Below are 24,658 nucleotides of genomic sequence, written 5' to 3'. Positions count from 1 at the left end.
CTGCTCGTAGGGTGGGGCGTGCCCACGGCGGGCCGCAGCGCCCGCCGGACGGCACCCCAGCCGCGGACCCACCGGCCATCGAACCGTGCCGGGTCCGCGTCCGACCGGCAGAGCCGAGGAGAGCCATGGCCGACGTCCACCCGCCCCGCACCGACGGCACCCCGACCGCCGAACTCGGCGTCATCGGCGGATCCGGACTGTACGCACTGCTCGACGAGGTCACCGAGGTCCACGTCGACACGCCCTACGGGCCGCCCAGCGACTCCCTGTTCATCGGCGAAGTGGCCGGCCGGCGGGTCGCCTTCCTGCCGCGCCACGGCCGCGGCCACCGGCTGCCGCCGCACCGCATCAACTACCGCGCCAACCTGTGGGCGCTGCACTCGCTGGGGGTGCGCCAGGTCCTCGGGCCGTGCGCCGTCGGCGGCCTACGTGCCGAGTACGGGCCCGGCACGCTGCTGGTGCCCGACCAGTTCGTGGACCGCACCTCCGGCCGGGTGCAGACCTACTACGACGGCGTGACCCTCCCCGACGGCTCGGTGCCGGAGGTCGTGCACGTCTCGATGGCCGACCCCTACTGCCCGGACGGCCGGAACGCCGCGCTCGGCGCCGCCCGTTCGCTCGCCTGGGAACCCGTTGACGGCGGCACCCTGGTGGTGATCGAGGGCCCGCGCTTCTCCACCCGCGCCGAATCCCGCTGGTTCACCGCCAACGGCTGGTCCGTGGTCGGCATGACGGGCCACCCCGAGGCCGTGCTGGCCCGTGAACTCGGCCTCTGCTACACCTCGTTGGCGCTGGTCACGGACCTCGACGCGGGCGTGGAGACCGGCGAGGGCGTCACCCACGCCGAGGTGCTGGAGGTCTTCGCCCGCAACGTCGACCGCCTGCGCACCGTCCTGTTCAAGGCCCTCGAGTCGCTGCCCGCCACCCGCGACTGCCTCTGCTCGCACGTGCTCGACGGCCTGGAGACCGGCCTGCCCGGCGTCTGACCGCCCGTCGGCGGTTCGGAGATCCATGACTCGGCGTTCCGGAGACCCAGGACGGCGATCGGCCGACGCCCCCGCGTTCTGACGGGGCGTCGGCCGATCGGCGGTGCGGTGGGCGGGTTGCCCCGGAGCGGACGGGACCGCTACCGGCTGCGCCCCCGCCGAGCGAGGTGCGCCAATATCATCAGGGCGGCCAGCGTCGTGCCCCAGGCCGCCACCACGGCGACCAGCAGCACCGGCGCCCGCAGCGCCACCGCCAGCCCCAACAGTCCGAACGACAGTGCCAGACAGCACGCGATCACCACGACCACCGAGCGTGGCCTGGCCACCAGCGACCGTCGAAGCCGCGCCAGCCTCGCTGGTCGCATCGTGCGCAACTCGCGCTCCAGCTCCAGATCGCTCCCCAGCTCGGCCTCGATCTGCTGAAGGATCACGAGCTCACGCGGGGAGAGTGCCGGTCCGTCCATCAACCACCTCCGCGCCGCCAGGCAGGAGCGCCCCGGCCTTCCCTGCCGGCGCGCCCCTACGTCCCAGGTAGGAACACATCTGCCCGCTGCACGCCGGTTCTAACATGCGAACGCCCGGTCGAACCGCCGTGCTGCCATTGGCTTTTCGTCCCATTGACGGCCCATCCGACCCGCGTGCCGCGCCCACCCCACCGGCCCCGCCCGCGCACCCCGAGCGCCGCCCGCACGCCCGCTGCTGGCACGGCCGGTGCGACGGCGCGCGGCGTTCACGGGCAGAACCGATTCGCCACTGCGCCCCGCCACTACGGTGGTGCGCGCCGAGCCGGACCCGCCGGCCGCGGCCCACGCACGACCGGAAAGGCCGTACCAGCCTCATGCACCTGCGCCACGCGGCTGCCGCCACCGCCGCCACGCTCGCCCTGCTGTTCGCCACACCAAGCCCCGCCGCCGCGGCCGTCGGCGAGTTCCGGTACACCTACTACGACGACTTCGGGAACCGCGCCGCCGGAGTGCTGGTCGACCCCGACAGCCGCGTCTGCGTCACCCTCCCCGAGGTCGCCGACCCCGACACCACCGAACCCGCCTTCGCCCCCCAGAACCTCACCGGCTCCACCGTCACCGTGTTCACCGGCCCCGACTGCGACGGCGACTACTACTCGCTGCGCCCCGGCGGCCGCGCCTCCGACCGCCTCAAGCTCCGCTCCGCGCTGTTCTCCTGACGGCGCGGAGCCAGTGACGCCGCGGAACTCGGTGGCGCTGCGGAGCTCACTGGCTTCTGCGAAGGCCACCGCCTTGCGGAACCGACTCACCTGCGGAACCGACTGACCCGCGGAGCCGGCTGACCCGCGGAGTCCGCCTCCGGTGCCGCGCGACCCCGGCCCGTCCGGGGTCGCGCGGCCACCGGGTGAGGTGCCGTCAGGAGGCCTTGCGCGGAGCGGCCTTCTTCGCGGCGGCCTTCTTGGCCGGCGCCTTCGCCGTCTTCTTCGCCGCCGCCCCGCTCCGGCCGGACGCCGTCTTCCGGGGCCGCTTCGTGGTGCGCCCCGACTCCTCCTCGGCCGCCCCGGCCTCCGCCTCACCGCCGTCCGACGCCTGCCCCGCCGCCCGGCTGCCCTTCGCACCCCTGCCGTGCTCGCCCTTCGCGGCCTTCACGCTGCTGCGCAGCACCGCCATCAGGTCGATCACCTCGGCCTCGCCGCCCTCGGCCTGCTCCTCCAGGTGCGGGGCCTCCACCCCCGCCAGCTTGGCGTCGATCAGCTCCTGCAGCGCCGCCTGGTACTCGTCGTGCAGCGCGGACAGGTCGAAGTCCTCCGACAGCGTGTCCATCAGCGAACGCGCCATCTTCAGTTCCTGCGGACGGACCGTCACCTTCTCGTCGGGCGCCATCCCCTGCGCCGAGCGGACCTCGTCCGGCCACAGGCAGGTCTGCAGCACCAGGGTGTCCTCGTGCACCCGCAGCACCGCCAGCGACTCCCTGGTCCGCATGGTCACCTTGGTCACCGCGATCTGCCCCGACTCGCGCAGCGCGTCCCGCAGCAGCACGTACGGCTTCGCCGGGGCCTTGTCGGCCGTGGCCACGTAGTAGGCCTTGGAGTACATCAGCGGATCGATCGACTCGGCGGGGACGAACGCCAGCACGTCCACCACCTTCTTGCTCGGCAGCGGAAGCTCCGCCAGGTCCTCGTCGCCGAGCACCACCTGCCGACCGTCCGGGGACTCGTAGCCCTTGGCGATCTCGCTGTACGGAACCTCCTTCCCCTCCGCCTCGCAGAACCGCTTCAACCGGATGCGGGAACCGTCCTTCTCGTGCACCTGGTGCAGCGAAGGACCGCTGTGCTCCTCCGTGGCGGCATACAGCTGGACCGGCACGCTGACCAGCCCGAACGTGATGACGCCTTTCCAGGTGACCTGTGGCATGGCATGGCCCTTTCGCGGGGATTTCCCACGGTATGCCCGAGCGACAGGTCACGGAAGTCGAGGGCCGCCGCCTGGTCCTCTCCCATCTCGACAAGGTCCTGTGGCCCGCCACCGGGTGGACCAAGGGCGAGGCCCTCTACTACTACGCGCAGATCGCCCCCGCGATGCTGCCGCACCTGCGCGGCCGCGCCGCCAGCTTCCTGCGCTTCCCGGCCGGCATCGGCGAGGAAGGGTTCTTCGCCAAGAACCCGCCGCCCGGCCTGCCCGACTGGGTCCGCACCGTGACCGCGCCCAGCCACGAAGGCCCCAAGCAGCGCGTCGCCGTGGACGACCTGCCCACGCTGATGACCGTCGCCAACGGCTACGCCCTGGAACTGCACGTCCCGCAGTGGACCGCCGAGAGCGGACCGGACGCCCACGACCGCCTCGTCGTCGACCTCGACCCCGGACCGGGCGCCGACCTCACCCACTGCTGCCTGGTCGCCCTGCTGATCCGCGAAGCCCTCGCCGCCGACGGACTCGTCTGCCGGCCCAAGACCTCCGGCAGCAAGGGACTGCACCTGTACGCCGCACTGCGCCCCACCCCCGCCCGGGAGGTCAGCGACTACGCCCGCGCCCTCGCCGAACGCCTCGCCCGCGAGTACCCCGCCCTGGTGGTGTCCCGGATGACCAAGGCGCTGCGCCGGGGAAAGGTGTTCGTCGACTGGTCGCAGAACGCGACGGCGAAGACCACCGCCGCGCCCTACACGCTGCGCGCCACCAGCGTCCCCGGGGTGTCGGCCCCGGTGAGCTGGAGCGAGGTCGAGCAGTGCACCGACCCGGCCGAGCTGACCTTCAGCCCCGAGCAGGTGCTCGACCGGTTCGCCGAACAGGGCGACCTGCTGGCCGAACTGCTCAGCGACGACCAGGCGTTGCCGGACCCGGCCGACTGATGCCGCTAGCGACCGACCCGGGCCCGAGCGGGTGGGAGCCGGTCGGGTGGTGCGGAACGCAGTGCGGCGACGAAGCGATGTGCGGTGCGGTGCCGATGCGGTGCGGTGTTGACGTCGTGTCAGGACGTGGCGGCCTCCGTGGCGGGTTCGGCGATCAGGGCGGTGGCGGCGCGGCGGAAGCCGATGCTCTCGTAGATCCGCGCCACGGCGTCGTCGCTGGCGGACAGGAAGACGGTGCGTATGCCGGTGGCCCGGGCGTGCTCGACCAGGTGCGCGGTGACCCGGCGCGCCAGGCCCTGCCGCCGCAGGGACGGGAGCGTCGCCACCGCGACGATCTCGCTGACCCCGCCCACCGGCTGGTGGCAGCCGGAGGCACTGGCCAGGCCGTCGGGGCCGACCGTCGCGGCGACGACCGTGCGGCCCGCCTCCATCCGGCCGATCATCCGGGTGACCTGGCCGTCGGCTATCGCCGTCCGGGTGGCGTCGGCCAGTTGCTCCGGGCCGGCCGCGCCGACGAGGGTGCCGGGCTCGGCGAAGGCGAGGTGCGGAACGGCGACGGCGCTCGGCAGCAGCGGGTCGTCGGTCGTCAGCACCCGGACCTCCGGGCCGTCCTCCGCCGCCGGGGCGGCAGCTGACGGGCCGTCGAGCTCCAGGACCAGCAGCGGGTGCTCGTGCACCTCCAGGCCGGAGGCCTCGATCGCGGCGCGCAGACCCGGCGTGGTCTCGTGCACCCACTCGAAGGTCTCCGGGGCGCCCAGCTTGCGCTGGCGGGCCCGGACGCGGTCCACGTCGGCGGCGGTGAACTGCCCGTCGCCGCCGAGGGTCGGGCGTCCGTAGTAGTGCCAGCCCGGGCCGGTGCGCACGAACAGGGTGAGCGGGCCGTAATCCTCGGCGGTCGCGGAGAACCGGGGAACCGCGTCGTAGAACTCCTCGAGCCGAGCGAGGACGGTCGACGGCCCTGCGCCCTCCGCCGCCGTGGTGGAGCTGGAGCCGGTGTCGTGCAGGGAGTTGCGCATCGTGCCGTCCAAAGTGTGTGGTGCGTCCTCTCGGAGAGGTTGATCACGCGGAATCAAAGCAGCCCGGTCGGACGGGTGCATCCAGTTTTTCGAACCCCGTGCAACCCCTGTTCGACCCGGCCCGACCGGGAGCCCGTCGAGAGAAGAACCGGTTCTGCGCTGCGGCGACTGGCCGGTTTCGGTGCGGAAGTGCGTGATGGCCACCTCCCCCGGGCGGTGCTCGGCGGGCCTTCAGGTCCGAACAGCCAGCGGATGTTCACCCGGGGGAGGGACGGAAGGAGGAGCCTGGCTGACGTTCCGTCAGGCCTTCCACACCTCGGCGAGGTGGGCGATCAGCAGCTCGGAGACCTCGGCGGGGCGCTCCAGCGCGGGCAGGTGGCCGGCCCAGGGGAGTTCGCGGTGCTCGGCGTTGGGCAGCAGGGCTGCCACGTCGGCGGCGATCCGGCGGAAGTCGTCCACGTCGTGGCGGCCGCCGAACACCAGTGCCGGGGCTACGGCGTTGCGCACGTCCACCTCGATCGTCGTCGGCTGGACCTCCTCCTCGGGGGCGAGTTGCAGCTCGAACGCGTTGCGCTGCATCAGGCGCACCTTGGCCCGGGCGGCCTCGTCCGCGTCCGGCCCGAGCCAGGTGTCGACGTTCAGCTCGACCGCCTCGTCGAGCCGGCCGGACTCGATCAGCTCCTCCTCGCGCTCGCCCCAGGCCACCAGGTCGGCGCTCGGCTCGTGGAGGGAGCTGCCGGGGCAGAGCAGCGTCAGCGAGTGGACCCGCTCGGGGTGCAGCGCCGCGAACTGCGTGGCCATGTTGCCGCCGAAGGAGGAGCCGACGAGGGAGACCCGGTCGATGCCGAGTTCGTCGAGGAGCTCTTCCAGGTCCGTCAGATTGCTGTACGGCGCGTCCGCGCAGGGGGTCTCCCCGAAACCGCGGAAGTCGCACCGCACGACTCGGTATCCGGCCTCGCGCAGCGCGTCCCACTGGCCGTCCCACATCCGCCGGTCGCAGACAGAGGAGTGCAGCAGGAGTACCGCGGGGCCGTCGCCGGCCACCTCGTGAGTGATCGTCATTGCGCCAACCTAGAACAGCGGAACCCCGGCCGACCAGGGAATTGCCTGTCAGCAGAGACGCCCGGGCGGGGCCGCGGCGCGGTGTCGGCGGCGCGCGGCATGATGGGGGAGTGCCCGAAGGAGACAGCATCTACCGCGTCGCCAACCAGCTCAACCACGCGCTTGCCGGCGGCGTGTTGACGGTGGCCGACCTGCGCGTTCCCGCCCACGCCACGGCCGACCTCACCGGCCGCCGGGTGCTGGAGACGGTGCCGCGCGGCAAACACCTGCTGACCAGGTTCGAGGGCGGCGTGACGCTCCACACCCACCTGCGGATGGACGGCCGCTGGCAGGTGTTCCGGCCCGGCGAGCGCTGGCGCAGCGGGCCCGCGTTCCAGATCCGGGCGATCCTCGGCACCGAGCAGGGCACCGCGGTCGGCTACCGGCTGCCCGTGGTGCAGTTGCTGCGCACCGCCGAGGAGGACCGGGTGGTCGGCCACCTCGGCCCCGACCTGCTCGGCCCGGACTGGGACGTCGCCGAGGTCCGCCGCCGCCTGCTCGCCGCCCCGCAGCGCCCGGTCGGCGCTGCCCTGCTGGACCAGCGGAACCTGGCCGGCATCGGCAACGTGTACGCGAACGAGCTGAGCTTCCTGGCCGGGGTGACGCCCTGGCTGCCGGTCGCCGAACTGCCCGACCTGGACCGGCTGCTGCACCGGGCGCACCAGCTGCTGGACGCCAACAAGCTGCGGCCCGGCCACATCACCACCGGCGACACCCGGCCCGGCTGCCAGCACTGGGTGTACGGCCGCGCCCGCCGGAACTGCGTGCGCTGCGGGACGCCGATCCGCACCGGCACCCACGCGCAGGACCGCGCCGCGTACTGGTGCCCGCGCTGCCAGCGCGGCCCGGGGCCGACCGGCTGACGGCGGGCGGGCATTGACGGCGCGTCAGTCCTGTTCGACCAGCGCCGGGTGGCGCGGGTCGTCCACCCGGACGGTCAGGTCGGCCAGCGCGGCCGGGTCGGTCTCGGAGCGGTAGCGCTCGTGGGCGGGCAGCGTCCAGTGGTCCTCGGCGGGCGTGCGGCGGGCCAGTGCGGCCGGGGACTGGGTGAGGTGCACGGTGAGTTCGAAGGGCAGCCAGCGGCCGAGCAGGAACGGGCCGTCCAGCAGCAGCACGCCGCGCGGCGGCAGCTCCAGGTAGCGGGCCCGGGTGGCGCGGTCGGTGGCCGGATCCCAGAAGGTCGGCAGGATCCGGCCGTCCGCGCCCGGCTCCAGCGGATCGAGGACCTCGCGGAGCAGCGCGCCCTGGTCCAGCCACAGGTCGTGGAAGGCGTCCGGGTCCTGCTTGCCGTACTCGAAGCGGACCGAGGCGGGGCGCAGGAAGTCGCCCGCCGACACCCGCTGGACCGGCCGGCCGAGCAGCCGCAGCGGCTCCACCAGCGCATCCGCGAGCTCGCCCGGCCGGGCGGCGGCCGCGCCGTCGACCGCCACCCGCAGACGGCGGTTCGGGTCGCCGGGCAGCCGGTGGATCCGCTCCGCGAGCAGGCCGACCAGGCGCTCCGGGGAGATCGGGGTCACCCGCACCGGACGATCACTCCCTCTCCGTCAACCGGACTATATTTTCCGACACCTGATCGTCGCTCATCCGAGGGGGACCCCCGTCGTGCCGTCGCCGATTCTCGCCGAAGTGGACGCCCTCGCCGCCCGCGCCCACGCCGGACAGCACGACCGCATCGGCGTCCCCTACATCGAGCACGTCCGCGCCGTGGCGGCGGGCGTCGCCGCGTTCGGCACCGGTCTGCAGATGGCAGCCCTGCTGCACGACGTGCTGGAGGACACCCCCACCGGCCCCGACGAACTCCTCGCCGCCGGAGTTCCCGCCGCCGTGGTCGCCACCGTCCGCCGCGTCACCCGGGAGCCCGGGACGGACTACCGGACGATGCTGCTCGACATCGTCGGCGACCAGGCCGCCACCCTCGTCAAGATCGCCGACAACGCCCACAACTCCCGCGCCGACCGCGCCGCCCAGCTGCCCGAGGCGGACCGCGCCCGGCTCGCCGAGCGCTACCGGGACGCCCGGGCCGTGCTGTGGCCGGCCGTCGCCGAGTCCGACCTGCGGACCGTCCTCGCCGTCGTCAACCCCGCACTGCTGGCCGAACTCGACTGAGGCCGCGCGCGGGAGCACGCTGGAAGGAGCAGCGGGGGTTCGACAGCGAGGAGCCCAGGATGTCCGAGATGAACGGCAGGCTCGACGACAAGGCACGGCGCGACGAGGACGACGTCCGGGCCGCCGACCCCGAGGAAGGCATCACCTCCTACCAGACCATGCACGCCTGGGAGGAGTCGCAGGCGGAGGGCGACCGGGTCGCCGAACCGCTCCAGCAGGAGGAACAGCGGTGAGCGCCCGCGCCGTGGTCCCCGAACCGCACGTCAGCGAATGGAACGTGCGCCTGCGGCTGGTCGAGGTCGGCGACCTCACCGAGGCGCACGCCGTCCTCGACACCGGAGTCAACCTGATCGAGGTCGACGCCGAAGCCCACCGCAGCGCCCAGGACCCCGCCGACCCGGCCATCGGCGACGAACTCGCCGTCGGACGGGCCCTGGCCGCCCTCGGCCAGCAGCTGATCCACCGCGGCTCGACCGCCGCCGAGGCCGTCGAAGCCGCCCGCCGCCGCGACACACCGTAACCGGCCGCCACCGGTGGCCGGGCGTCGACCGTCGCAGGGAGCAGCTACCGGTACGTAGAACAGATCAGTGTGCGAAACAGCCGAATCGTGACCCACCACCGCGTCCGGCCCGGAACCCACCGGGCCGGACGTGCGTCACTCCCGGTGGCCGCGCACCCGCGCGGACCGCAGAGGACGGACGGGCCGCGCCGCAGCGCGCGGGAACCCGGGGGTGGACGCGGTGACGAACGAGCAGCACCCGGGCAGCAGACCGGCGGACCGGCCGGCGCGGAACGCCCACTGGGAACTCCCCGATTACGCCCACCGGCGCGAACTCGGCGTGGGCGCGTCCGGACGGGTCGTGCTCGCCCACCACCGGCCCACCGGCACCCCGGTCGCCATCAAGTACCTGCTCGGCAACCACCCCGACCAGGCCGCGTTCCGGGTCGAGGCCGAACTGCTCGCCGCCCTCGACAGCCCGCACGTCACCCGCCTCCACGAGTACGTGGAGAGCCCGCACGGCGCGGCCATCGTGATGGAACTCGTCGACGGCATCTCGCTGCGCGAACTGCTGAAGGCTGAAGGCGGCACCGGCCCCGAAGCCGCCCTGCTCGTCCTCAAGGGCTCGCTGCTCGGACTCGCCGCCGCCCACCGGGCCGGCGTCGTCCACCGCGACTACAAGCCCGGAAACGTGCTGGTCACCCGCGACGGCACCTCGAAACTCGTCGACTTCGGCATCGCCGTCCGCACCGGAACCACCGGCGCCGTCGCCGGGACGCCCGCCTACATGGCACCCGAGCAGTGGGCCGGCAAGCCCGCCTCCCCGGCCACCGACGTGTACGCCGCCACCGCCACCTTCTTCGAGTGCCTCACCGGCGCCAAACCCTACGCCGGCACCACGCTGATGGAACTCGCCGTCCAGCACACCGAGGCCGAGATCCCCGCCACCCAGGCGCCCGAAGCACTCCGCCCGCTGATCCGGGCCGGCCTCGCCAAGCTCCCCGATCAGCGGCCCGTCGGCGCCGAGGCCCTGATCGGACAACTGGAGGCGGCCGCCGGCGCGGCCTACGGCGCCGACTGGGAGGAGAAGGGACGGCGACGGCTGGCCGCCCTGGTCGCCCTGCTGCCGCTGCTGCTCCCCTCGGCCGGCGAACCGGCCCTCGGCGGCACCACGTACGCCACCACCGTCCTGCCCGCCGGGCCGCCGGGCCGCCACCCCGGCCGACGGGCTCGCGCACAGCTGGTCGCCACCGTCGGAGCGCTGGTGCTGGCCGCCGGGGCGCTCACCGCTGTCGCCGCCGCCGACCCCGGCGGCGGGCCTGGAGCCGTGACGGCACCTGGGGCGGTCACCAGCGTCCGGCCGGCCACCGAGCCGTCGACCGGCGCCGACCCGAGCGCCGCGATCGCTTCCTCGCCCGTGCCGTCGGCGAGCGCCACGACCGGGCCGTCGCCGACGCCCTCGAACAGCGCGACCAAGCCGGCCGCCTCGCCGAAACCCTCCCCGCCGGCCGACCCCACCGGCTCCGTCCCTGCCGGCTCCGCCCCCGGCACATCGACGCCGGTGCCCACGCCGGTGTCCAGCCCGAGCAGTGCGGCACCGATCGCGGTGACCCTCGGCAGGATCGGCGTCAAGCCCAGCGGCACCACCCTCAACGCCTACGTCCCGGTGACCGTCCGGACCGCCGGCACCGGAACCGCGACCGTGACCTTCACCTGGCGCGACGCCGACACCGGCGCGGTCATCGGCACCACCCCGGGCGGCCCCGTCCCGGCCGGAACCACCACCGTGACGAGCTCCTTCACCTTCCCCTGCGGTCACCGGCACGGGACCGTCACCGTCACCACCAGCCCCGCCGCCGGCAGCTCGGCCACCACCGGGCCGTACCTCCTGATCTGCCCGCCCCCGCTGAGAGGAGCAGCAGGATGACCGAGCTCCCGCCCGAGACCGGACTGGTCCTCGGCCCGGTCCGCCGCCGGGCCACCGCGCCCGACGGACCGTCAACCCCGGCCATCGACACCACCGTTCAGCTGCGCCCCGCCGGACGCCCCGCAGACGGCCGCGGCGACGACGGGCGGACGGTGCAACTGCGCGCGGCGGGGCAGGCGGCTGCGGAGCAGACCGTTCGGCTCGCCGTGCCGTCTGCTGAGGAGACCGTCCGGCTCGAAGCGGTTGCCGCGGAGGCGACCGCTCCGATCGATCCCGGGCGGACGCAGCCGCTGGACGTCGGCGCGACCGTGAGACCGGCGGCGGTGCCATCGGACGGGCTGCGGCGGTTCGGGCCCGGGGTACCGCCGCGGGCGGCCGCCGTGTGGCGGGGCGAGGACGTCCCCGGGACGCCGGAGCGGCCGAAGCCGGGGCGGCGGTGGGACCGGTGGCTGCTGGTGCCGCTGGTGATCATGCTGGTGCTGCTCGGCTACCTGCTGTGGGACCGCCACGGTCGCCCGGTCGCGGTGGTGGGCGTGACGGCGAGCAGCGACCCGGCCGGGCCAGGCTGCGACGGAACCGCCGTGATCACCGGAACGCTGGAGACCGACGGCGGCGCCGGCGACCTCACCTACCGCTGGATCCGCAGCGACGGCACCGACTCCGGACCGATCACCCAGCGCGTCCCCTCCGGGCAGCGGCGCACCGAGGTCGCGCTGCACTGGACGTTCCAGGGGCACGGAGAGGTTTCGGCCACCGCACGCCTCGAAGTGCTGAAGCCCGGCGGCGGGGCCCACGCCGAGACCGTGTTCGACTACCGCTGCCCGTAGGCGCACGGGCGTGCCGAAACCCGGGCCGCGCGCCTGCCTGCGCCGCGGCCCGGGTTCCGAAAGCTCAGGCCTGCGGCGCCGCCGCGCCGCCGCCCTCCTTCACGGCCTCCACCATCCGCTGGTGCACCTCGCGCGCCGCCGCCTCGTCCGCCGCGGGCACCGGGCTGCCCTCCACCGTGAACCAGTCGAGCGCACCGCTGTACTGCACCGTCAACCGCGCCTCGCCCTCGATCCACATGGTGTGCACCGTCAGATCGCCGGTGATGACGCCGATCTCCACGGTCTTCACGCCGCCGTGGCCGGACAGAATGCCCTGCGTGGTCCAGGTTGCCCAGGTGTTCACAAACCCGCTCCCATCCGCCGCCCTACGGGCCGCTCGGTCCCGACCCCACAGGTACCCAACCCGTGGCGACCGTCTTCCACTGTCACCCGGAAGGCCGAAAACCGCCCCCCGGGCGGGTGCCCGATTCCAGGAATAGCATCGACATATGGGAGAGCGAGAGGCAGCGCTCACCGCGCCGAAACTGGTCCTCGAAACCGGCGGCGACTCGACGGTCATCACCCCGAGCCGCACCTACGCCCTGGGGCGCGATCCCACCAGCGACATCGTGCTCACCGACCCCCGGGTCTCCTGGCACCACGCCCGGCTGCACGCCGGCGACGGCCACTGGATCGTCGACGACACCGGCTCCACCAACGGCACCTGGGCCGGCGGGGAACGCATCATCCACCTGGAGATCGAACCCGGCACCGTGCTCTGCCTCGGCAGCCCCGCCGACGGACCGCGCTGCACCTTCAGCGAGATCCCCCGGCCGACCGCCGTCCATCCGCTGCCCGGCGCAGCCGCGGCCGGCCGGCCGTCCGCGCTGACCGCGATCACCGGCTCGCTCCGACCGCCCTCCAGCGTCCGCCCGCTGCCGACCAAGGTCTTCCGGATCGGGCGCGCCACCGACAACGACCTCGTGCTCGGCGACCTGTCCGTCTCCCGCCACCACGCCGAACTACGGGCCCGGGCCGACGGCCGCTACGAGATCGCCGACCTGGACAGCCACAACGGCACCTACCTCAACGGCCAGCCCGTGCTCCGGGCGCCCGTCGGGCCCGGCGACCTGGTCGGTATCGGACACTCGGTGTTCTGCCTGGTCGGCGACGAACTCCAGGAATTCGTCGACACCGGTGACATCGACCTCGACGTCTCCGACCTGACCGTCCAGGTCGACGGCGACCGCACCCTGCTCGACCACGTCACCTTCCCGGTCGGCCAGAAGAGCCTGCTCGCCGTCGCCGGACCCAGCGGCGCCGGCAAATCCACCCTGCTCAACGCGCTCACCGGGCTGCGCCCCGCCGACCGCGGAACCGTCAGCTACGACGGCCGCGACCTGTACCGCGACTACGCCGAACTGCGCCAGCGCATCGGACTGGTTCCGCAGGACGACATCCTGCACACCCAGCTGACCGTCCGGAAGGCCCTCTCCTACGCCGCCGAACTGCGCTTCCCCGATGACACCGCGCCCGCCGAACGCGCCGCCCGCGTCACCGAGGTGATCGACGAACTCGGCCTCGCACCCCGCAGCGACCAGGTCATCTCCAGCCTCTCCGGCGGCCAGCGCAAGCGCGTCAGCGTCGCCCTCGAACTGCTCACCAAGCCGTCCCTGCTGTTCCTCGACGAACCCACCAGCGGACTCGACCCCGGCATGGACCGCTCCGTCATGCAGATGCTGCGCGGCCTCGCCGACGATGGCCGAACCGTCATCGTGGTCACCCACAGCGTGCTCAGCCTCGACCTCTGCGACCGGCTGCTGCTGCTCGCCCCCGGCGGCCGGATCGCCTGGTACGGGCCGCCCGGCGAAACCCTCGACCACTTCGGATACGCGCACTGGCCGGAGGCCTTCGAGGCGTTCGAGAACCAGACCGACCGCGACTGGGCCGGCCAGTTCCGCGAATCCGTGCCCTACCGCAAGTACGTCGCCCGGTCCGCGGCGCAGCGAACGCCTGCCGGCCAGCGGCCGCCCGCCGGCGCCCCGTCGGGGGAAGAACCCCGACTGCCGGCGGCCGCCGAGACACCCGCCGCCAAGCCGAAACCGCGACGCTGGCGCAAGCAGGTCGGCACGCTCTGCCGGCGCTACGCCAGCGCCCTCGCCGCCGACCGCACCTTCCTCGCCGTGATGATCGCCCTGCCGTTCGTGATGGGCGCGATGGCGCACGCCCTGGCCGGCAGCCGACTCGACCAGAACACCGCCCTCAACGCGCTGCTCATCCTGTGCGTCGGCGGCGTGCTCACCGGCGCCGCCAACGCGGTGCGCGAACTCGTCAAGGAACGGACGATCTATCAGCGCGAACGCGCCGTCGGTCTGTCCAGATCGGCCTACCTGTGCTCGAAGATCGTCGTGCTGGGCACGGTGACGGTCGTTCAGTCGGTGGTGCTCACCATGGTCGCGCTGGTCGGCGTCCGGCTCCGACCGCAGGGCGGCAGCGGCGTCTTCCTTCCGCCGCTCGTCGAGATCACCCTCGCCGTCGCACTGCTCTCGCTCACCGCGATGATGCTCGGGCTGCTGATCTCCGCGCTGGTCAAGAAGGAAGAGGTGACCATGCCGCTGCTGGTCCTGGTCGCCATCATCCAGGTGGTGTTCTGCGGGGCACTGCTGCAACTCGACCACATCCCGGTGCTCAACCAGCTCTCCTGGCTGGTCCCGTCGAGGTGGGCGCTCGGCGCGATGGCCTCCACCATCGACCTGCACGCCATCGTTCCGGGCAGCCTCACCGACGACCCCCTGTTCGCCCACCGGCCCGGCATCTGGCTGCTCGACATGGGGATGCTCGTCGCCCTCGCCGTGCTGTACGGCCTGATCGTCGCCCGGCTGCTGCGCCGTCACGAACCGGCCGTGATGCGGCGGTAGCTCATGGGCACCCCCGGCGGATTCCGGCCCACCCATGTCGTCCCCGGCGACGGCATGCCCACCTGGACCGGCCCCGACCCCGCCGCTGTTGGCCTCCCGCTCGACCCGCTGCTGCCGGTCGTCCTCGCCGAAGCCAACGGCAACTGGGCCCGGATCGTCTGTTCCAACGGCTGGACCGCGTGGGTCGACGGCCGCCTGCTGGTCGCCCTCCCGCAACGCCCGCCCACTGCCGGCCTCCCGCTCACCGCCGGAGAGGACCCGCGCCCGCTGCTCGCCACCCTGGAACGCGGCCTCGCCAGCTACCGGCGGCTGCTCGACGACTACGCCGCCGGGCGGATCGACCTGCAGGCCTTTCGCGACCGCACCCGCGACCTGCGGCTCGGCGCGGTGATCGACGGAACCTCCGCCTGGCTGCTCGACCTCGACCAGGGGCGCTGGTACTACTGCGACGCCGCGCAGGTGCAGAGCTACGCGGTGGCGGAGGGGGAGGAACGCGACTCCGGCGGGGGCCAGGAGCCGGGCGTGGGCGGTGAGTCCGGCAGGGGTGGTGAGCCAGGCGGGGGTAGTGGGGCGGGCAGGGGTGGTGAGCTGGGCAGGGGTGGTGTGACGGGCGGTGGCGGCCGCGGTGGGGAGGGGCATTCCGGGGCGGGCCGGGTAGCGGAGTGGGGAGGCCCGGGCGCCGAGGTGTGGGACGGCGCGGTTCGGGACGTCGCTGAGCACGGGCGGAGCTGACAGTGCCCGGGGAAGAATCGCTGGCCGCCGCCGAGCAGGGCGAACTCGCTGGGCGGACGCTGGCCGGGTACCGCCTGGAGCACGTGATCGGCCGGGGCGGCATGGCGGTGGTGTACCGGGCCGAGGACCTCCGGCTCGGCCGCACGGTGGCGGTGAAGCTGCTGGCACCCGAACTCGCCCGCAACGAGACCTTCCGGCAGCGCTTCGTCCGGGAGTCCCGGGTCGCGGCGTCCCTCGACCACCCGAACATCGTCCCGGTGTACGAGGCGGGAGAGGTCGAGGGGGTGCTGTACATCGCCATGCGGTACGTCCGCGGCCGGGACCTGCGCAGCCTGCTCGACCGGCAGGGCCCGCTGACGGCACGCCAGGTCGTGCGGATCGCCGTCCAGGTGGCCAGCGCCCTGGACGCTGCGCACGCCCACGAGCTCGTCCACCGCGACGTCAAGCCCGGCAACGTGCTGATCGCCGAGGGCACCGACCCGGACCACCCCGAGCACGCCTACCTCACCGACTTCGGGCTGACCAAGAAGTCGCTGTCCCTGACCGGCCTGACCAGCGTCGGCCAGTTCGTCGGCACGCTGGACTACGTGGCCCCCGAGCAGATCTCCGGCAAGCCCGTGGACGGCCGCTGCGACGTGTACAGCCTGGGCTGCGTGGTGTACGAGATGCTCACCGGCGGCCCGCCGTACCGCCGTGACGACGACCTGGCGCTGCTCTGGGCGCACCTGAACGACCCGCCGCCGGACGTACTGGAGCAGCGCGCGGACCTTCCCGAAGGCGTCGGCGCCGTCCTGCGGACGGCGATGGCGAAACGGCCGGAGGCCCGGTACGGGAGCTGCCTGGAGTTCGTCGCGGCGCTCCGGGCGGCTTCCGGCACTCGGCCCGGACGGCTGCGCCAGGCGCCGCCGCTGCCGCCCGCGTGGGCACGGCCGGTGTTCGACCCGGGCGGCGTGCGCTGACGCCAGCGGCGGGACAGCGCAGGCCGGTTCGGCCGGTTCGAGTGGCACCAGGAGTCCCGGTGGTCCCACGGGTACCGTTCGACACGGGGGCGGTGTAGCCGGTGCTCCGGGTGGATTCGACCAAGTTGCCGGTGGCCCACCGTGCTTGATGATTCGTAGGGTGCGACGTAACGATCTATGGCATGCACCTATCAATCCTTTGAGTTTGCTGGCAATCTGCCCCTCGGCCAGGGCCCCCACAGACCCTGGCAACCGAGAGGAGCACCGATGAGCGACAGACTCCGCGTCCTCGCCACCCGTGCCGCCGCGCTGCTGAGCACCACCGTGCTCGTGGCCGCCGGCACCGCAGCCCTGACTGCCCCCACCGCGCAGGCCGCCGAGGGCACCAAGGGCGTGGCGGCCGCGAGTTGCACGGCGACCCAGGTGGTGGCGAACGGCGGATTCGAGTCCGGCACCACGCCGTGGACCTCGTCCAGCGGCGTGGTCACCAGCGGCGGCGGGCAGAGCGCCCACGGCGGAACGTACTTCGCCTGGCTGAACGGCTACGGGTCGGCCCACACCGACTCGCTGGCGCAGACCGTCACCCTTCCCGCGGGCTGCACCACCGCCAGCCTCAGCTTCTGGCTGCACGTGGACACCGCCGAGACCACCAAGACCACGGCGTACGACAAGCTCACCGCCAAGATCGGCACCACCACCCTCGCCACCTACTCCAACCTGGACGCGGCGGCCGGCTACGTGAAGAAGACCTTCGACGTCTCCGCCTTCGCCGGACAGACCGTCAGCGTCTCATTCAGCGGGGTCGAGGACTCCGGGCTGCAGACCAGCTTCGTGCTGGACGACGTGGCGCTCGACGTCTCCGGCGACGGCACCACGCCGCCGCCCACCACCGACGCCACCCGGACCCCCGCACCCACCGGATACACCGTCAACCTGACCAGCGACGCGACCGGCGCCAACTGGACGGGCCACCAGAGCATCGGCTTCACCAACCCCTCGGCAACCCCGCTGACCGAGGTGTACCTGCGGCTGTGGGACAACTACCACGGCAGCTGCCCCACGACGCCGATCACCGTCAGCAACCTGACCGGTGGCACCGCCGGAGCGCTCACCGTCGGCTGCACCGCGCTCAAGGTCACCCTGCCCGCGCCGCTCGCCCAAGGCGCGAGCGGAAGCGTCGGCTTCGACCTGTCCATCGCCGTCCCCTCCGGCGCGGACCGGTTCGGACGCGACGGCGCGTTCGCCAACATCGGCAACGCGCTGCCCGTGCTCGCCGTCCGTGACGCGGCCGGCTGGCACCTGGACCCGTACACCAACAACGGCGAGTCCTTCTACACGCTGGCATCCGACTACACGGTGACCCTCGACCACCCGAGCAGCCTGCTCGTCCCCGCGACCGGCACCTCCGTGGACACCCCCGGCACCAGCGGACGGACCGTCACCACCGCCACCGCCAAGAAGGTCCGCGAATTCGCCTGGGCGGCCGGCCCGTTCAGCAAGATCTCCGGCACCTCGCCCGGCGGCGTCGCCGTCAACATCTACTCCGTCAGCGGCATCAGCTCCGCCGACTCGCAGTCCATGCTGAGCACCGCCAAGTCCGCCGTCGACTCGCACGCCGCCCGCTTCGGCGCCTACCCCTACGGCGAACTCGACGCGGTGATCGACAACAACTACTGGTTCGGCGGCATGGAGTACCCCGGCTTCGTCCTCGACCTGGTCTCCACCACCGCCCTCACCCACGAGATCGGCCACCAGTGGTGGTACGGCATCGTCGGTGACGACGAGTACAACAGCCCCTGGCTGGACGAGGCGTTCACCGACTACGCCACCGACCTCGCGCTCGGCAAGACCGGCACCAACTGCTGGAGCAGCGTCTCCTGGGCGTCCTCCGCCGAGAAGATCACCAACTCGATGGCCTACTGGGACGCCAACTCCTCCCGCTACTCGACGGTCATCTACAACTACGGCAAGTGCGCCCTGCACGACCTGCGCCGCACCATCGGCGACGCCGCGATGACCACGCTGCTGCACGACTACGCGGCAGCGCACTGGTACGGGATCTCCACCACCGCCGAGTTCAAGGCCGCCGCGCAGGCCGCGACGACCGTGGACCTGACCTCGTTCTGGACCCAGCACCGGATCGGCTGATCGCCCGCAGGGTGAGTGATCGGCGGAGGCTGCGCACTCGACATCGACAGCCTCGAAGGCCTCGAAGGCCTCGGCAGCCGGGCACTCGGCAGCGGGGCACTCGTCGGCCGAGCGCGCGATGGCCGAGCACCTGACGGCTGAGCAGTCGACAGCCGAGTACGTGGCGGCCGAACGGCCGTTGTCGTTCCCGCCCGTCCGGTCCGGAACTCCACTGGACGGGCGGGGGCGACCTGTCCCGCCGCAGCCACCTGTGCTTCGCTTCTCGGTCAACGCAGTGCCTCGCCCTCGGATGCCGCCCGGCGCGCGGGGTCGCGTCGTTCTGCGGACCGCCGGCGATTGACCAGGCGTGGGGCGAGCACCCCGCCGAGGAATCCCGCGAGGGCACCCCAACCGGCGGCCAGCGGGACGAGCGTGAGCAGGTCCGGGGCCAGTTCGTTCGAGCCGGTGCCGCTCAGGCCCAGCGCCGACAGCTCGTACACGGCCGAGACTCGCGTCAGCAGGCCGACCGCCAGCATCGCCAGGCAAAACACCGAGGCGAGCCGGAGGGCCATCCGCCAGGCCGGAAGCAGCGGATCGGACCGTGCTGCGGCCGCCACACCCGTCGCCAACACAAGCAGCGCGGCGACCGGCAGCAGTAGCCACACCCAGCCGTTCTGCTGCGCCAGCGAGCCGAGATCCAGCGTCACGTCCCTGCCGGAGTGCAGCACCGCGGCCAGTGGATCCGGGAGTGGCAGCCCGAGGTTGCCGGCCACGTGCCCGTGCCAGGAACCACCCATCCCGAGTCCCAGTGCCAGCCAGGCCAGGTTCGGCAGACCCAGGAACACCACCGCGAGCGTCTCCCTCGGTTCGTCGCCCGCTGCTGCCGCCACCAGCCCGCCGACCAGGCCCAGACCGACGTACAGCAGCAGGAGAGACAGCACCGCGTGCACGGTCGGTCGCAGGGCGCCGTGCCAGCTTGCCCACCGGGCGGGAACCGGCGCTCGGCGTGACGCCGCCAGTGCGAGTGCCATGACCACGGCCAGCCACAGGAGTGAGCAACCCACTGCCGGGCCGGGATCCACCTGGAATCCCACGACCGGGGCCAAGCCCAGTGCGCCGCCGATCCGGTCGATCAGCGGATCGCCTGTCGACACCGTGAAGCTGTGCCGCGCCGCCATGGTGAGCAGGAGCACCACAACCGTCCAGCACCCCGTCAGTGCGAGTACGCGCGCCAGCAGGGCGCGACCGCCCGCCACAGCCTGCCGGGGCAGCGGATGCAGGAACAGGAACGCCGCGGCCAGTGCCCCGGCCAGCGTGGCGGACAGCGGAACGGCCGTTACCCCGCCGTGGGCAGTCGCCCCGAAGAGCGCGCTGCCCTCCAGGTGGACCGGCACCCCCATGGACAGCAGCACCGTGGCGGCCAGCGCCGACCCGAATCCGCTACCGGGCAGCCGATCGGCATGCGCCAACCACAGCCCGAGCGCGGCCACCGCTGCCATCGCCACCAGAGTGCCGAGGACGGTCACCAGTGTGGTCACCGCCACAGCGACCCAGGTGGGCAGCACCGGGCGGGGCTTGCCATTTCGGCGCGAGGGAGCGGCAGCAGGCGTCACACGACTCACCGGCCCTTCGAGCAGAGGCCCGTGCGGGTGGCCGCCCGTGACGGGCCAACCTTTCCAGCTTCGGACAGCCCGCCACGTACGGCGACTTGTCGCTGCGGACGGATACGAGGCGGCGGGCTCGACGATGCGGGCGGAGAATGGTGCATGCGCAGTGTGGTCTCGGGGGAGTCCGACCGGGAGGCAGTCCCGTGGCTGAGCAGCCGACATCTCGGCAACCCGAAGAACCGGACAACGAGAGCAACAGCGAGCCTCCGCCGCCTCAAAGCCCCACCGAGGTGGCGGGCGAGTCGGCCGGCCGCCGACCGAGGTGGTGGGAGGACCGCCCGGCTCCCCGACGGAGGTGGTGAGAGAGCCTTCGCCCGAGCGGACGGGCACGCAACCGTCACAGCCGGACGCGAAGCCTGACGGAGCGTCAGGTGCGGGATCGTCGGGACCTCCGACAGAGCTGGTGAGCGGAACAACTGGGCCTCCTACGGAGGTAGTCGGTGATTCGGACGTGAGCCCGGGGCGACAGACGGGCACGCAGGACTCCGACCGGGCGGCGCGATCCGGACGGACTGCGCAGGGCGGCGGGACGTCGGACGGGAGGTACGAACCGTCGAGTGTGGAGCCCCCGACGGAGTTGGCGGGTGGGACAGTTGGGCCTCCTCCAGAGATGCCAGGCGGGTCCGCGCCTGGTGGGTCGGTGCCAGGCGGGCGGGTGCCCGGCCGGTCGGATTCGCAGGATGTAGGACGGGGTGTCGAGCGCGAGGGGTCGGCGAGTCGCGGAACGGGCGGTTCCCTGTCGGGGCCGGGTCCGACTCCGCGAGCGGGCCAGGATTCGGGCCCCGAGCCGAGGCAGGGCCGCCGTCGTCCTCGGGCGGAGCGGGACCTGCCGGTCCGCCGTCCGGTCCGCTGTCGGCAGGCGGCCAGCGTCAGTCTGGCGGTGCTCAGCCCTCGGACGGGACGCAGTCCTCGGGCGAGGTGCGGTCGTCGGACGCGTCCGGTGCTGGGGCGTCGCCGCCCAGCGGTGGCGGGCGCGTGCTGGAGGGTGGGAGTGGGGACGGCGACGGGGGAGGTGGCCGGCCTTGGTGGCGGAAGGGGCCGGTGCTGGCGACCGCCGTGGTCGTCGCCGGGCTGGGGGTGGCGTTGGGTGTGGTGCTCAGCAGTGGCTCCTCCGGTGGTGGGTCAGGACAGAACGTGGCTCTCCAACCCGTCGCCGCCGCCGGCCAGGATCCGTTCACGGGATCCGTCGCCTACGCCGCGGGGTCGGGTCAAGGCGGGTCGAGCGGGTCGAGCGGGTCGCCGAGCGGAGGGAACGGGACCGCATCGGGCGCAGCCAGTCCTCCCGCGGCCGGTGGGACCGTGGACGGTGGCACACCTGGCCTGTACGGCGGTACGAGGGAGGTCGCCAGCTGTGACGTCCCGAAGCTCTCCGGCTACCTGACCGAGAACGCCGACAAGGGCCGGGCCTGGGCCGGAGTCGAAGGCATCGACAACTCGCAGATCGACGGCTACCTGCACGGCCTCACCCCGGTGGTGCTGCGGCAGGACACGCGCGTGACCAACCACGGCTACCACGACGGCCAGGCGACCGCCTACCAAGCCGTTCTGCAGTCCGGCACGGCTGTCCTGGTCGACAACCAGGGTGTGCCGCGGGTTCGTTGTGCGTGTGGCAACCCGCTGCTGCCGCCGAACGGTTCGGGTGGCACTTATACCGGCACGGGGTGGACCTCCTTCCAGGCGAACGGTGTGGTGACGGTGAAACCGGCGGCCGCGCCGGTCACTCAGATCGTGCTGGTCGATCAGGCGACCGGGAGTCAGTTCGACCGACCGGTGGGCGGGACGGGCGGATCGGACAGCTCCGCGAAGCCAAGCGCGTCCGGTTCGGCGTCCTCGCCGGGCAAGTCGGGTGGCGGCTCGCCGTCCGGTAAGTCGCCTGCGGGTCCGTCGACCGGTCCGTCGGCCGGGTCGCCCTCGTCCGGAGCCTCGGGACCCTCCGGAAAGAGCTCGCCGGGATCGGGGCCGGGCTCCGCGCCCGCCTCGTCGCCTCCCAGTACGGCGCCCTCGGGGCATGGGAGTTCGGGTGCGGCCGGGAGCGGTTCGGTCGGCTGACGCTGTGGTTCGGTCGGCTGACCCTGTGGTTCGGTAGGCGAAGGCGATGAGCTTGCCCTTGGGGACCGCCGTGTCTCAGTGGCGCAGGTATCGGAGCATGGTGACGCCGCTTTCGAAGGTGTGGGTTTCGGCGAGGACCAGGTCGGTGCGGGTGTCGGAGGGTGGGAAGAGTGGTCGGCCGCGGCCGAGCACCACCGGGTGCACGTAGAGGCTGTATTCGTCGATCAGGTCGAGCCGGCGGAGTTCGGCGGCGAGGACGGCGCCGCCGACCGCGAGGTCGGACGCGGAGCGGCCCTTGAGAGCGGCGATCGCCTGTGGCTCGACCGCGCGGGCGATCGTGGTGTTCCAGCCGGCGTGGTGAAGCGTGCGGGAGAAGACGGTCTTCGGCATGTCGCGCCAGATGCGGGAGAACTCGATCATCGGCGGAGTGGCGGCCGGATCCTGGTCGGCGGTCGGCCAATAGTCCGCCATCAGCTGGTAGGTGACTCGACCGTCGAGGAAGCCGCTCATTGCCGCCAGCCTGCGGTTGAAGTGCTCGTGCAGTTCGTCGTCGACCAACTGCCAGCCGAGATCGCCGTCGGGCCCCTCGAAGTACCCGTCGAGGGAGACGGACATCATCAGGACGAGCTGGGACATCTGTGCCTCCCGGGACATTTGGCGATCAATGTGGTGTCCGCCAAGGTACCCGGGTCTCTGCGCGTCGTAACCGATTTTCGGGCTCGTGAAAGCGAAATCTCCGAGAGGTTGACATCCGGGTCAACCGATTGGCTGATGGGACGTCAACTGATTGGTGAGGAAGGGGTATCCGATCGGCTTGAGAGGAGCTCGGAGCAGCCGGGAACACTCGAGGCAGGACCGATCAAAGGTGCGAACAGGCACCGGACCTGAAAGGGGATCAACATGCGTGAGCTGCAGAGCATGCTGGAGCGTCGGGTTGCGGACGGCACGGTGCCGGGAGCGGTGGCTCTGGTGGCGCGTGGCGGCTCAGTGGAGACCGCCGAGGCGGGCGAGCTGACCAGGAAGTCGCTGGTGCGGATCGCCTCGATCGGGAAGCCGATGATGGCAGCCGCAGTGATGCAGCTGGTCGACGACGGTGTCTTCGGCCTGGACGACCCGGTGGAGCACTGGTTGCCGGAGCTCGCCGATCGCCGGGTGGTGCGGACACCGAGGGCGCCCTTGTCGGACACGGTGCCGGCCGAGCGGCCCATTACGGTGCGGGACGTCCTCGACTCCCGGGCGGGCTACGGATTCTCGGAGGACTTCACGTTGCCGGCGCTGGTGCCGCTGGTGAGCGAGTTGCTGCAAGGCCCGCCCCAGCCCCAGAAGGTGCTGCCACCGGACGAGTGGCTGGCGGCACTGGCCCGAATCCCGATGCTCCATCAGCCCGGCACGGCGTGGCTCTACAACATCTGCTCGGACATCCAGGGCGTGCTGGTGTCGCGGGCGACAGGCCAGCCGCTCGACGAGGCGCTGGCGGAGCGGCTGTTCGAACCCCTGGGGATGACCGACACGGGATTCTCCCCACCACCGGGCCAGGCCGGCCGACTCAGCCCGCTGTACCGCCCGAACCCGGACGGGTCGTTGACCGTGGCAGACCCACCGGACGGCCAGTGGAGCACCCCGCCGGCGTTCCCCTCAGGAGCCGGCGGTCTGGTGTCGACGCTGGACGACGTGTTCGCCTTCCAGCGGATGCTGGTCACCGGAGGGCGGGCCGAGGACGGGCGGCACGTCCTGTCCGAGGGCGCGGTCTGGCAGATGACCACCAACTACCTGACGGAGCAGCAGCGAGCAGCCGGCGAACTGTTCCTGGAAGGCCAGGGCTGGGGCTTCGGCGGTTCGGTGGACGTGGAGCGGCGCGAGCCGTGGAACGTGCCCGGCCGGTACGGCTGGGTCGGAGGCACGGGCACGGCGGCCCACCTGGTCCCGACGACCGGGCTGATCACCGTCCTGCTCACCCAGCGGGAGATGACCGGCCCCACACCGCCGCCGCTGATGCGGGAGTTCTGGCGCTACGCGGCCGGCGGCTGATCCGACGACGCGGCGGGAGGAACCGCCCGGCGATAGCTGGACCCGTCCCGGGTGCGGGTCAGGAGCTGAGCCTCGATCAGGTACCGGCGAAGCATGGAGGTGTCGGCATGGACGGTGAGTAGCGCGTCATTGACCTCGCGCTCGCTGTACGAGCGGTCGGGCTCGAAGAGCGACTGCGCGAGGTGGTCGAGCAGGGCGGTGCGACGGGCGGGCTTGCGCGGGATCGACGTCAGCCGGCCCTCGGTGAAGAAGGCGGCAAGGTCGGCCGGTGTTTCGTTGACGGACATGAGGCAGAGCCTCGCAGGGCGATTGCGAGGCGGACAACCCGATTTCCATGAGTGACGCCGGTGGGCGGCCGGCGTCACGTAGGAGGAGGACAAGCATGCGAATGACCAAAGGACGGTGGGCCTGGTTGCGGGCGTTGCTG

General features: G+C 72.6%; 24 protein-coding genes. 15 read left to right on the top strand and 9 right to left on the bottom strand.

Going from position 1 to position 24,658, the window contains the following annotated elements:
- Nucleotides 1-125: 125 nt before the first annotated feature.
- Nucleotides 126-986, top strand: a complete 861-nt coding sequence (locus tag KCH_RS01650) for an S-methyl-5'-thioadenosine phosphorylase (RefSeq protein WP_035858323.1) — start codon at nucleotides 126-128, stop codon at nucleotides 984-986.
- Nucleotides 987-1,126: 140 nt separating this feature from the next.
- Here the strand turns inward: KCH_RS01650 and KCH_RS01645 are convergent, their stop codons facing one another.
- On the bottom strand, nucleotides 1,127-1,450 hold the full coding sequence (locus KCH_RS01645; RefSeq protein WP_035858322.1) for a hypothetical protein: 324 nt from the start codon (nucleotides 1,448-1,450) through the stop codon (nucleotides 1,127-1,129).
- A 374-nt stretch (nucleotides 1,451-1,824) separates the two neighbouring features.
- Here KCH_RS01645 and KCH_RS01640 point away from each other — a divergent pair, with 374 nt between their 5' ends.
- Complete coding sequence (locus tag KCH_RS01640) at nucleotides 1,825-2,169, top strand: hypothetical protein (protein WP_035858320.1); 345 nt, start codon at nucleotides 1,825-1,827, stop codon at nucleotides 2,167-2,169.
- Between the two features lie 196 nt (nucleotides 2,170-2,365).
- Here the strand turns inward: KCH_RS01640 and ku are convergent, their stop codons facing one another.
- Complete coding sequence (gene ku / locus KCH_RS01635; protein WP_035858318.1) at nucleotides 2,366-3,364, bottom strand: non-homologous end joining protein Ku; 999 nt, start codon at nucleotides 3,362-3,364, stop codon at nucleotides 2,366-2,368.
- Nucleotides 3,365-3,396: 32 nt separating this feature from the next.
- On the opposite strand from ku, the gene ligD reads away from it, so the two are divergent.
- On the top strand, nucleotides 3,397-4,296 hold the full coding sequence (gene ligD, locus KCH_RS01630; protein WP_035858316.1) for a non-homologous end-joining DNA ligase: 900 nt from the start codon (nucleotides 3,397-3,399) through the stop codon (nucleotides 4,294-4,296).
- 119 nt (nucleotides 4,297-4,415) lie between these two features.
- On the opposite strand, the gene KCH_RS01625 is transcribed toward ligD, so the two are convergent.
- Nucleotides 4,416-5,312, bottom strand: coding sequence for a GNAT family N-acetyltransferase (locus KCH_RS01625; RefSeq protein ID WP_084224131.1), 897 nt, complete (start codon nucleotides 5,310-5,312; stop codon nucleotides 4,416-4,418).
- Between the two features lie 300 nt (nucleotides 5,313-5,612).
- Nucleotides 5,613-6,374: an alpha/beta fold hydrolase gene (locus tag KCH_RS01620; RefSeq protein ID WP_035858314.1), complete on the bottom strand. Its 762-nt coding sequence runs from the start codon at nucleotides 6,372-6,374 to the stop codon at nucleotides 5,613-5,615.
- A gap of 110 nt (nucleotides 6,375-6,484) precedes the next feature.
- Between KCH_RS01620 and KCH_RS01615 the strand changes: the two genes are divergently transcribed.
- Nucleotides 6,485-7,276: a DNA-formamidopyrimidine glycosylase family protein gene (locus KCH_RS01615; protein ID WP_035858312.1), complete on the top strand. Its 792-nt coding sequence runs from the start codon at nucleotides 6,485-6,487 to the stop codon at nucleotides 7,274-7,276.
- 24 nt (nucleotides 7,277-7,300) lie between these two features.
- Here the strand turns inward: KCH_RS01615 and KCH_RS01610 are convergent, their stop codons facing one another.
- Nucleotides 7,301-7,936, bottom strand: coding sequence for a nucleoside/nucleotide kinase family protein (locus KCH_RS01610; RefSeq protein ID WP_035858311.1), 636 nt, complete (start codon nucleotides 7,934-7,936; stop codon nucleotides 7,301-7,303).
- Between the two features lie 79 nt (nucleotides 7,937-8,015).
- Here KCH_RS01610 and KCH_RS01605 point away from each other — a divergent pair, with 79 nt between their 5' ends.
- From KCH_RS01605 to KCH_RS36625, 5 genes are all read left to right on the top strand, one after another.
- Nucleotides 8,016-8,519 carry an HD domain-containing protein gene (locus tag KCH_RS01605; RefSeq protein ID WP_035858309.1) on the top strand — a complete coding sequence of 168 codons (504 nt, stop codon included), beginning with the start codon at nucleotides 8,016-8,018 and terminating at the stop codon, nucleotides 8,517-8,519.
- Between the two features lie 59 nt (nucleotides 8,520-8,578).
- The gene (locus KCH_RS40740; protein WP_157031831.1) at nucleotides 8,579-8,752 is read left to right on the top strand and encodes a hypothetical protein; all 174 of its coding nucleotides are present in this window, start codon (nucleotides 8,579-8,581) and stop codon (nucleotides 8,750-8,752) included.
- Nucleotides 8,749-9,039 carry a dsRBD fold-containing protein gene (locus tag KCH_RS01600; RefSeq protein ID WP_051652623.1) on the top strand — a complete coding sequence of 97 codons (291 nt, stop codon included), beginning with the start codon at nucleotides 8,749-8,751 and terminating at the stop codon, nucleotides 9,037-9,039. The genes KCH_RS40740 and KCH_RS01600 overlap by 4 nt, the downstream gene beginning before the upstream one ends.
- A 220-nt stretch (nucleotides 9,040-9,259) precedes the next feature.
- On the top strand, nucleotides 9,260-10,945 hold the full coding sequence (locus tag KCH_RS01595; RefSeq protein ID WP_063750248.1) for a serine/threonine-protein kinase: 1,686 nt from the start codon (nucleotides 9,260-9,262) through the stop codon (nucleotides 10,943-10,945).
- Nucleotides 10,942-11,772 carry a hypothetical protein gene (locus KCH_RS36625; RefSeq protein ID WP_051652622.1) on the top strand — a complete coding sequence of 277 codons (831 nt, stop codon included), beginning with the start codon at nucleotides 10,942-10,944 and terminating at the stop codon, nucleotides 11,770-11,772. The genes KCH_RS01595 and KCH_RS36625 overlap by 4 nt, the downstream gene beginning before the upstream one ends.
- 64 nt (nucleotides 11,773-11,836) lie before the next feature.
- On the opposite strand, the gene KCH_RS01585 is transcribed toward KCH_RS36625, so the two are convergent.
- Nucleotides 11,837-12,115 carry a hypothetical protein gene (locus KCH_RS01585; RefSeq protein ID WP_035858306.1) on the bottom strand — a complete coding sequence of 93 codons (279 nt, stop codon included), beginning with the start codon at nucleotides 12,113-12,115 and terminating at the stop codon, nucleotides 11,837-11,839.
- 145 nt (nucleotides 12,116-12,260) lie between these two features.
- On the opposite strand from KCH_RS01585, the gene KCH_RS01580 reads away from it, so the two are divergent.
- From KCH_RS01580 to KCH_RS01565, 4 genes are all read left to right on the top strand, one after another.
- Nucleotides 12,261-14,669 (top strand): FHA domain-containing protein, encoded by a 2,409-nt coding sequence (locus KCH_RS01580; protein WP_035858304.1) that lies wholly within the window; start codon nucleotides 12,261-12,263, stop codon nucleotides 14,667-14,669.
- 3 nt (nucleotides 14,670-14,672) lie between these two features.
- Nucleotides 14,673-15,401 (top strand): hypothetical protein, encoded by a 729-nt coding sequence (locus KCH_RS43170; RefSeq protein ID WP_208865907.1) that lies wholly within the window; start codon nucleotides 14,673-14,675, stop codon nucleotides 15,399-15,401.
- Nucleotides 15,398-16,360, top strand: coding sequence for a serine/threonine-protein kinase (locus KCH_RS01570; RefSeq protein ID WP_157031830.1), 963 nt, complete (start codon nucleotides 15,398-15,400; stop codon nucleotides 16,358-16,360). The genes KCH_RS43170 and KCH_RS01570 overlap by 4 nt, the downstream gene beginning before the upstream one ends.
- A gap of 267 nt (nucleotides 16,361-16,627) precedes the next feature.
- The gene (locus KCH_RS01565) at nucleotides 16,628-18,508 is read left to right on the top strand and encodes a M1 family aminopeptidase (protein WP_051652621.1); all 1,881 of its coding nucleotides are present in this window, start codon (nucleotides 16,628-16,630) and stop codon (nucleotides 18,506-18,508) included.
- Nucleotides 18,509-18,774: 266 nt separating this feature from the next.
- Here KCH_RS01565 and KCH_RS01560 read toward each other — a convergent pair whose 3' ends face one another.
- Nucleotides 18,775-20,316 (bottom strand): streptophobe family protein, encoded by a 1,542-nt coding sequence (locus KCH_RS01560; RefSeq protein ID WP_279635819.1) that lies wholly within the window; start codon nucleotides 20,314-20,316, stop codon nucleotides 18,775-18,777.
- An 879-nt stretch (nucleotides 20,317-21,195) separates the two neighbouring features.
- Here KCH_RS01560 and KCH_RS40735 point away from each other — a divergent pair.
- Entirely contained in the window at nucleotides 21,196-22,203 is a 1,008-nt protein-coding gene (locus KCH_RS40735) for a DUF6777 domain-containing protein (protein WP_157031828.1), read from the top strand.
- A gap of 75 nt (nucleotides 22,204-22,278) precedes the next feature.
- Here KCH_RS40735 and KCH_RS01555 read toward each other — a convergent pair whose 3' ends face one another.
- Entirely contained in the window at nucleotides 22,279-22,839 is a 561-nt protein-coding gene (locus KCH_RS01555; protein ID WP_035858301.1) for a dihydrofolate reductase family protein, read from the bottom strand.
- Between the two features lie 264 nt (nucleotides 22,840-23,103).
- Between KCH_RS01555 and KCH_RS01550 the strand changes: the two genes are divergently transcribed.
- Entirely contained in the window at nucleotides 23,104-24,231 is a 1,128-nt protein-coding gene (locus KCH_RS01550; protein WP_035858299.1) for a serine hydrolase domain-containing protein, read from the top strand.
- Here the strand turns inward: KCH_RS01550 and KCH_RS01545 are convergent.
- On the bottom strand, nucleotides 24,213-24,518 hold the full coding sequence (locus tag KCH_RS01545) for a DUF2087 domain-containing protein (RefSeq protein ID WP_051652619.1): 306 nt from the start codon (nucleotides 24,516-24,518) through the stop codon (nucleotides 24,213-24,215). The genes KCH_RS01550 and KCH_RS01545 overlap by 19 nt on opposite strands.
- Nucleotides 24,519-24,658 lie beyond the last annotated feature (140 nt).

Origin of the sequence: Kitasatospora cheerisanensis KCTC 2395 (assembly GCF_000696185.1) — a bacterium.
GTDB classification, from domain to species: Bacteria; Actinomycetota; Actinomycetes; order Streptomycetales; family Streptomycetaceae; genus Kitasatospora; species Kitasatospora cheerisanensis.
Note: the sequence above shows the minus strand (reverse complement) of the source record. Positions and strands in the feature narration are given on the sequence as shown.

Excerpts from the sequence above, each read along its gene's own strand:
- KCH_RS01645 (WP_035858322.1), bottom strand. The coding sequence starts at position 1,450 with ATGGACGGACCGGCACTCTCCCCGCGTGAGCTCGTGATCCTTCAGCAG.
- KCH_RS43170 (WP_208865907.1), top strand. The coding sequence starts at position 14,673 with ATGGGCACCCCCGGCGGATTCCGGCCCACCCATGTCGTCCCCGGCGAC.
- KCH_RS01650 (WP_035858323.1), top strand. The coding sequence starts at position 126 with ATGGCCGACGTCCACCCGCCCCGCACCGACGGCACCCCGACCGCCGAA.
- ku (WP_035858318.1), bottom strand. The coding sequence starts at position 3,364 with ATGCCACAGGTCACCTGGAAAGGCGTCATCACGTTCGGGCTGGTCAGC.
- KCH_RS01555 (WP_035858301.1), bottom strand. The coding sequence starts at position 22,839 with ATGTCCCAGCTCGTCCTGATGATGTCCGTCTCCCTCGACGGGTACTTC.
- KCH_RS01550 (WP_035858299.1), top strand. The coding sequence starts at position 23,104 with ATGCGTGAGCTGCAGAGCATGCTGGAGCGTCGGGTTGCGGACGGCACG.
- KCH_RS01565 (WP_051652621.1), top strand. The coding sequence starts at position 16,628 with ATGAGCGACAGACTCCGCGTCCTCGCCACCCGTGCCGCCGCGCTGCTG.
- KCH_RS01625 (WP_084224131.1), bottom strand. The coding sequence starts at position 5,312 with ATGCGCAACTCCCTGCACGACACCGGCTCCAGCTCCACCACGGCGGCG.
- KCH_RS01560 (WP_279635819.1), bottom strand. The coding sequence starts at position 20,316 with ATGTCGGCTGCTCAGCCACGGGACTGCCTCCCGGTCGGACTCCCCCGA.
- KCH_RS01580 (WP_035858304.1), top strand. The coding sequence starts at position 12,261 with ATGGGAGAGCGAGAGGCAGCGCTCACCGCGCCGAAACTGGTCCTCGAA.
- KCH_RS01545 (WP_051652619.1), bottom strand. The coding sequence starts at position 24,518 with ATGTCCGTCAACGAAACACCGGCCGACCTTGCCGCCTTCTTCACCGAG.
- KCH_RS01620 (WP_035858314.1), bottom strand. The coding sequence starts at position 6,374 with ATGACGATCACTCACGAGGTGGCCGGCGACGGCCCCGCGGTACTCCTG.
- ligD (WP_035858316.1), top strand. The coding sequence starts at position 3,397 with ATGCCCGAGCGACAGGTCACGGAAGTCGAGGGCCGCCGCCTGGTCCTC.
- KCH_RS01640 (WP_035858320.1), top strand. The coding sequence starts at position 1,825 with ATGCACCTGCGCCACGCGGCTGCCGCCACCGCCGCCACGCTCGCCCTG.
- KCH_RS40740 (WP_157031831.1), top strand. The coding sequence starts at position 8,579 with ATGTCCGAGATGAACGGCAGGCTCGACGACAAGGCACGGCGCGACGAG.
- KCH_RS36625 (WP_051652622.1), top strand. The coding sequence starts at position 10,942 with ATGACCGAGCTCCCGCCCGAGACCGGACTGGTCCTCGGCCCGGTCCGC.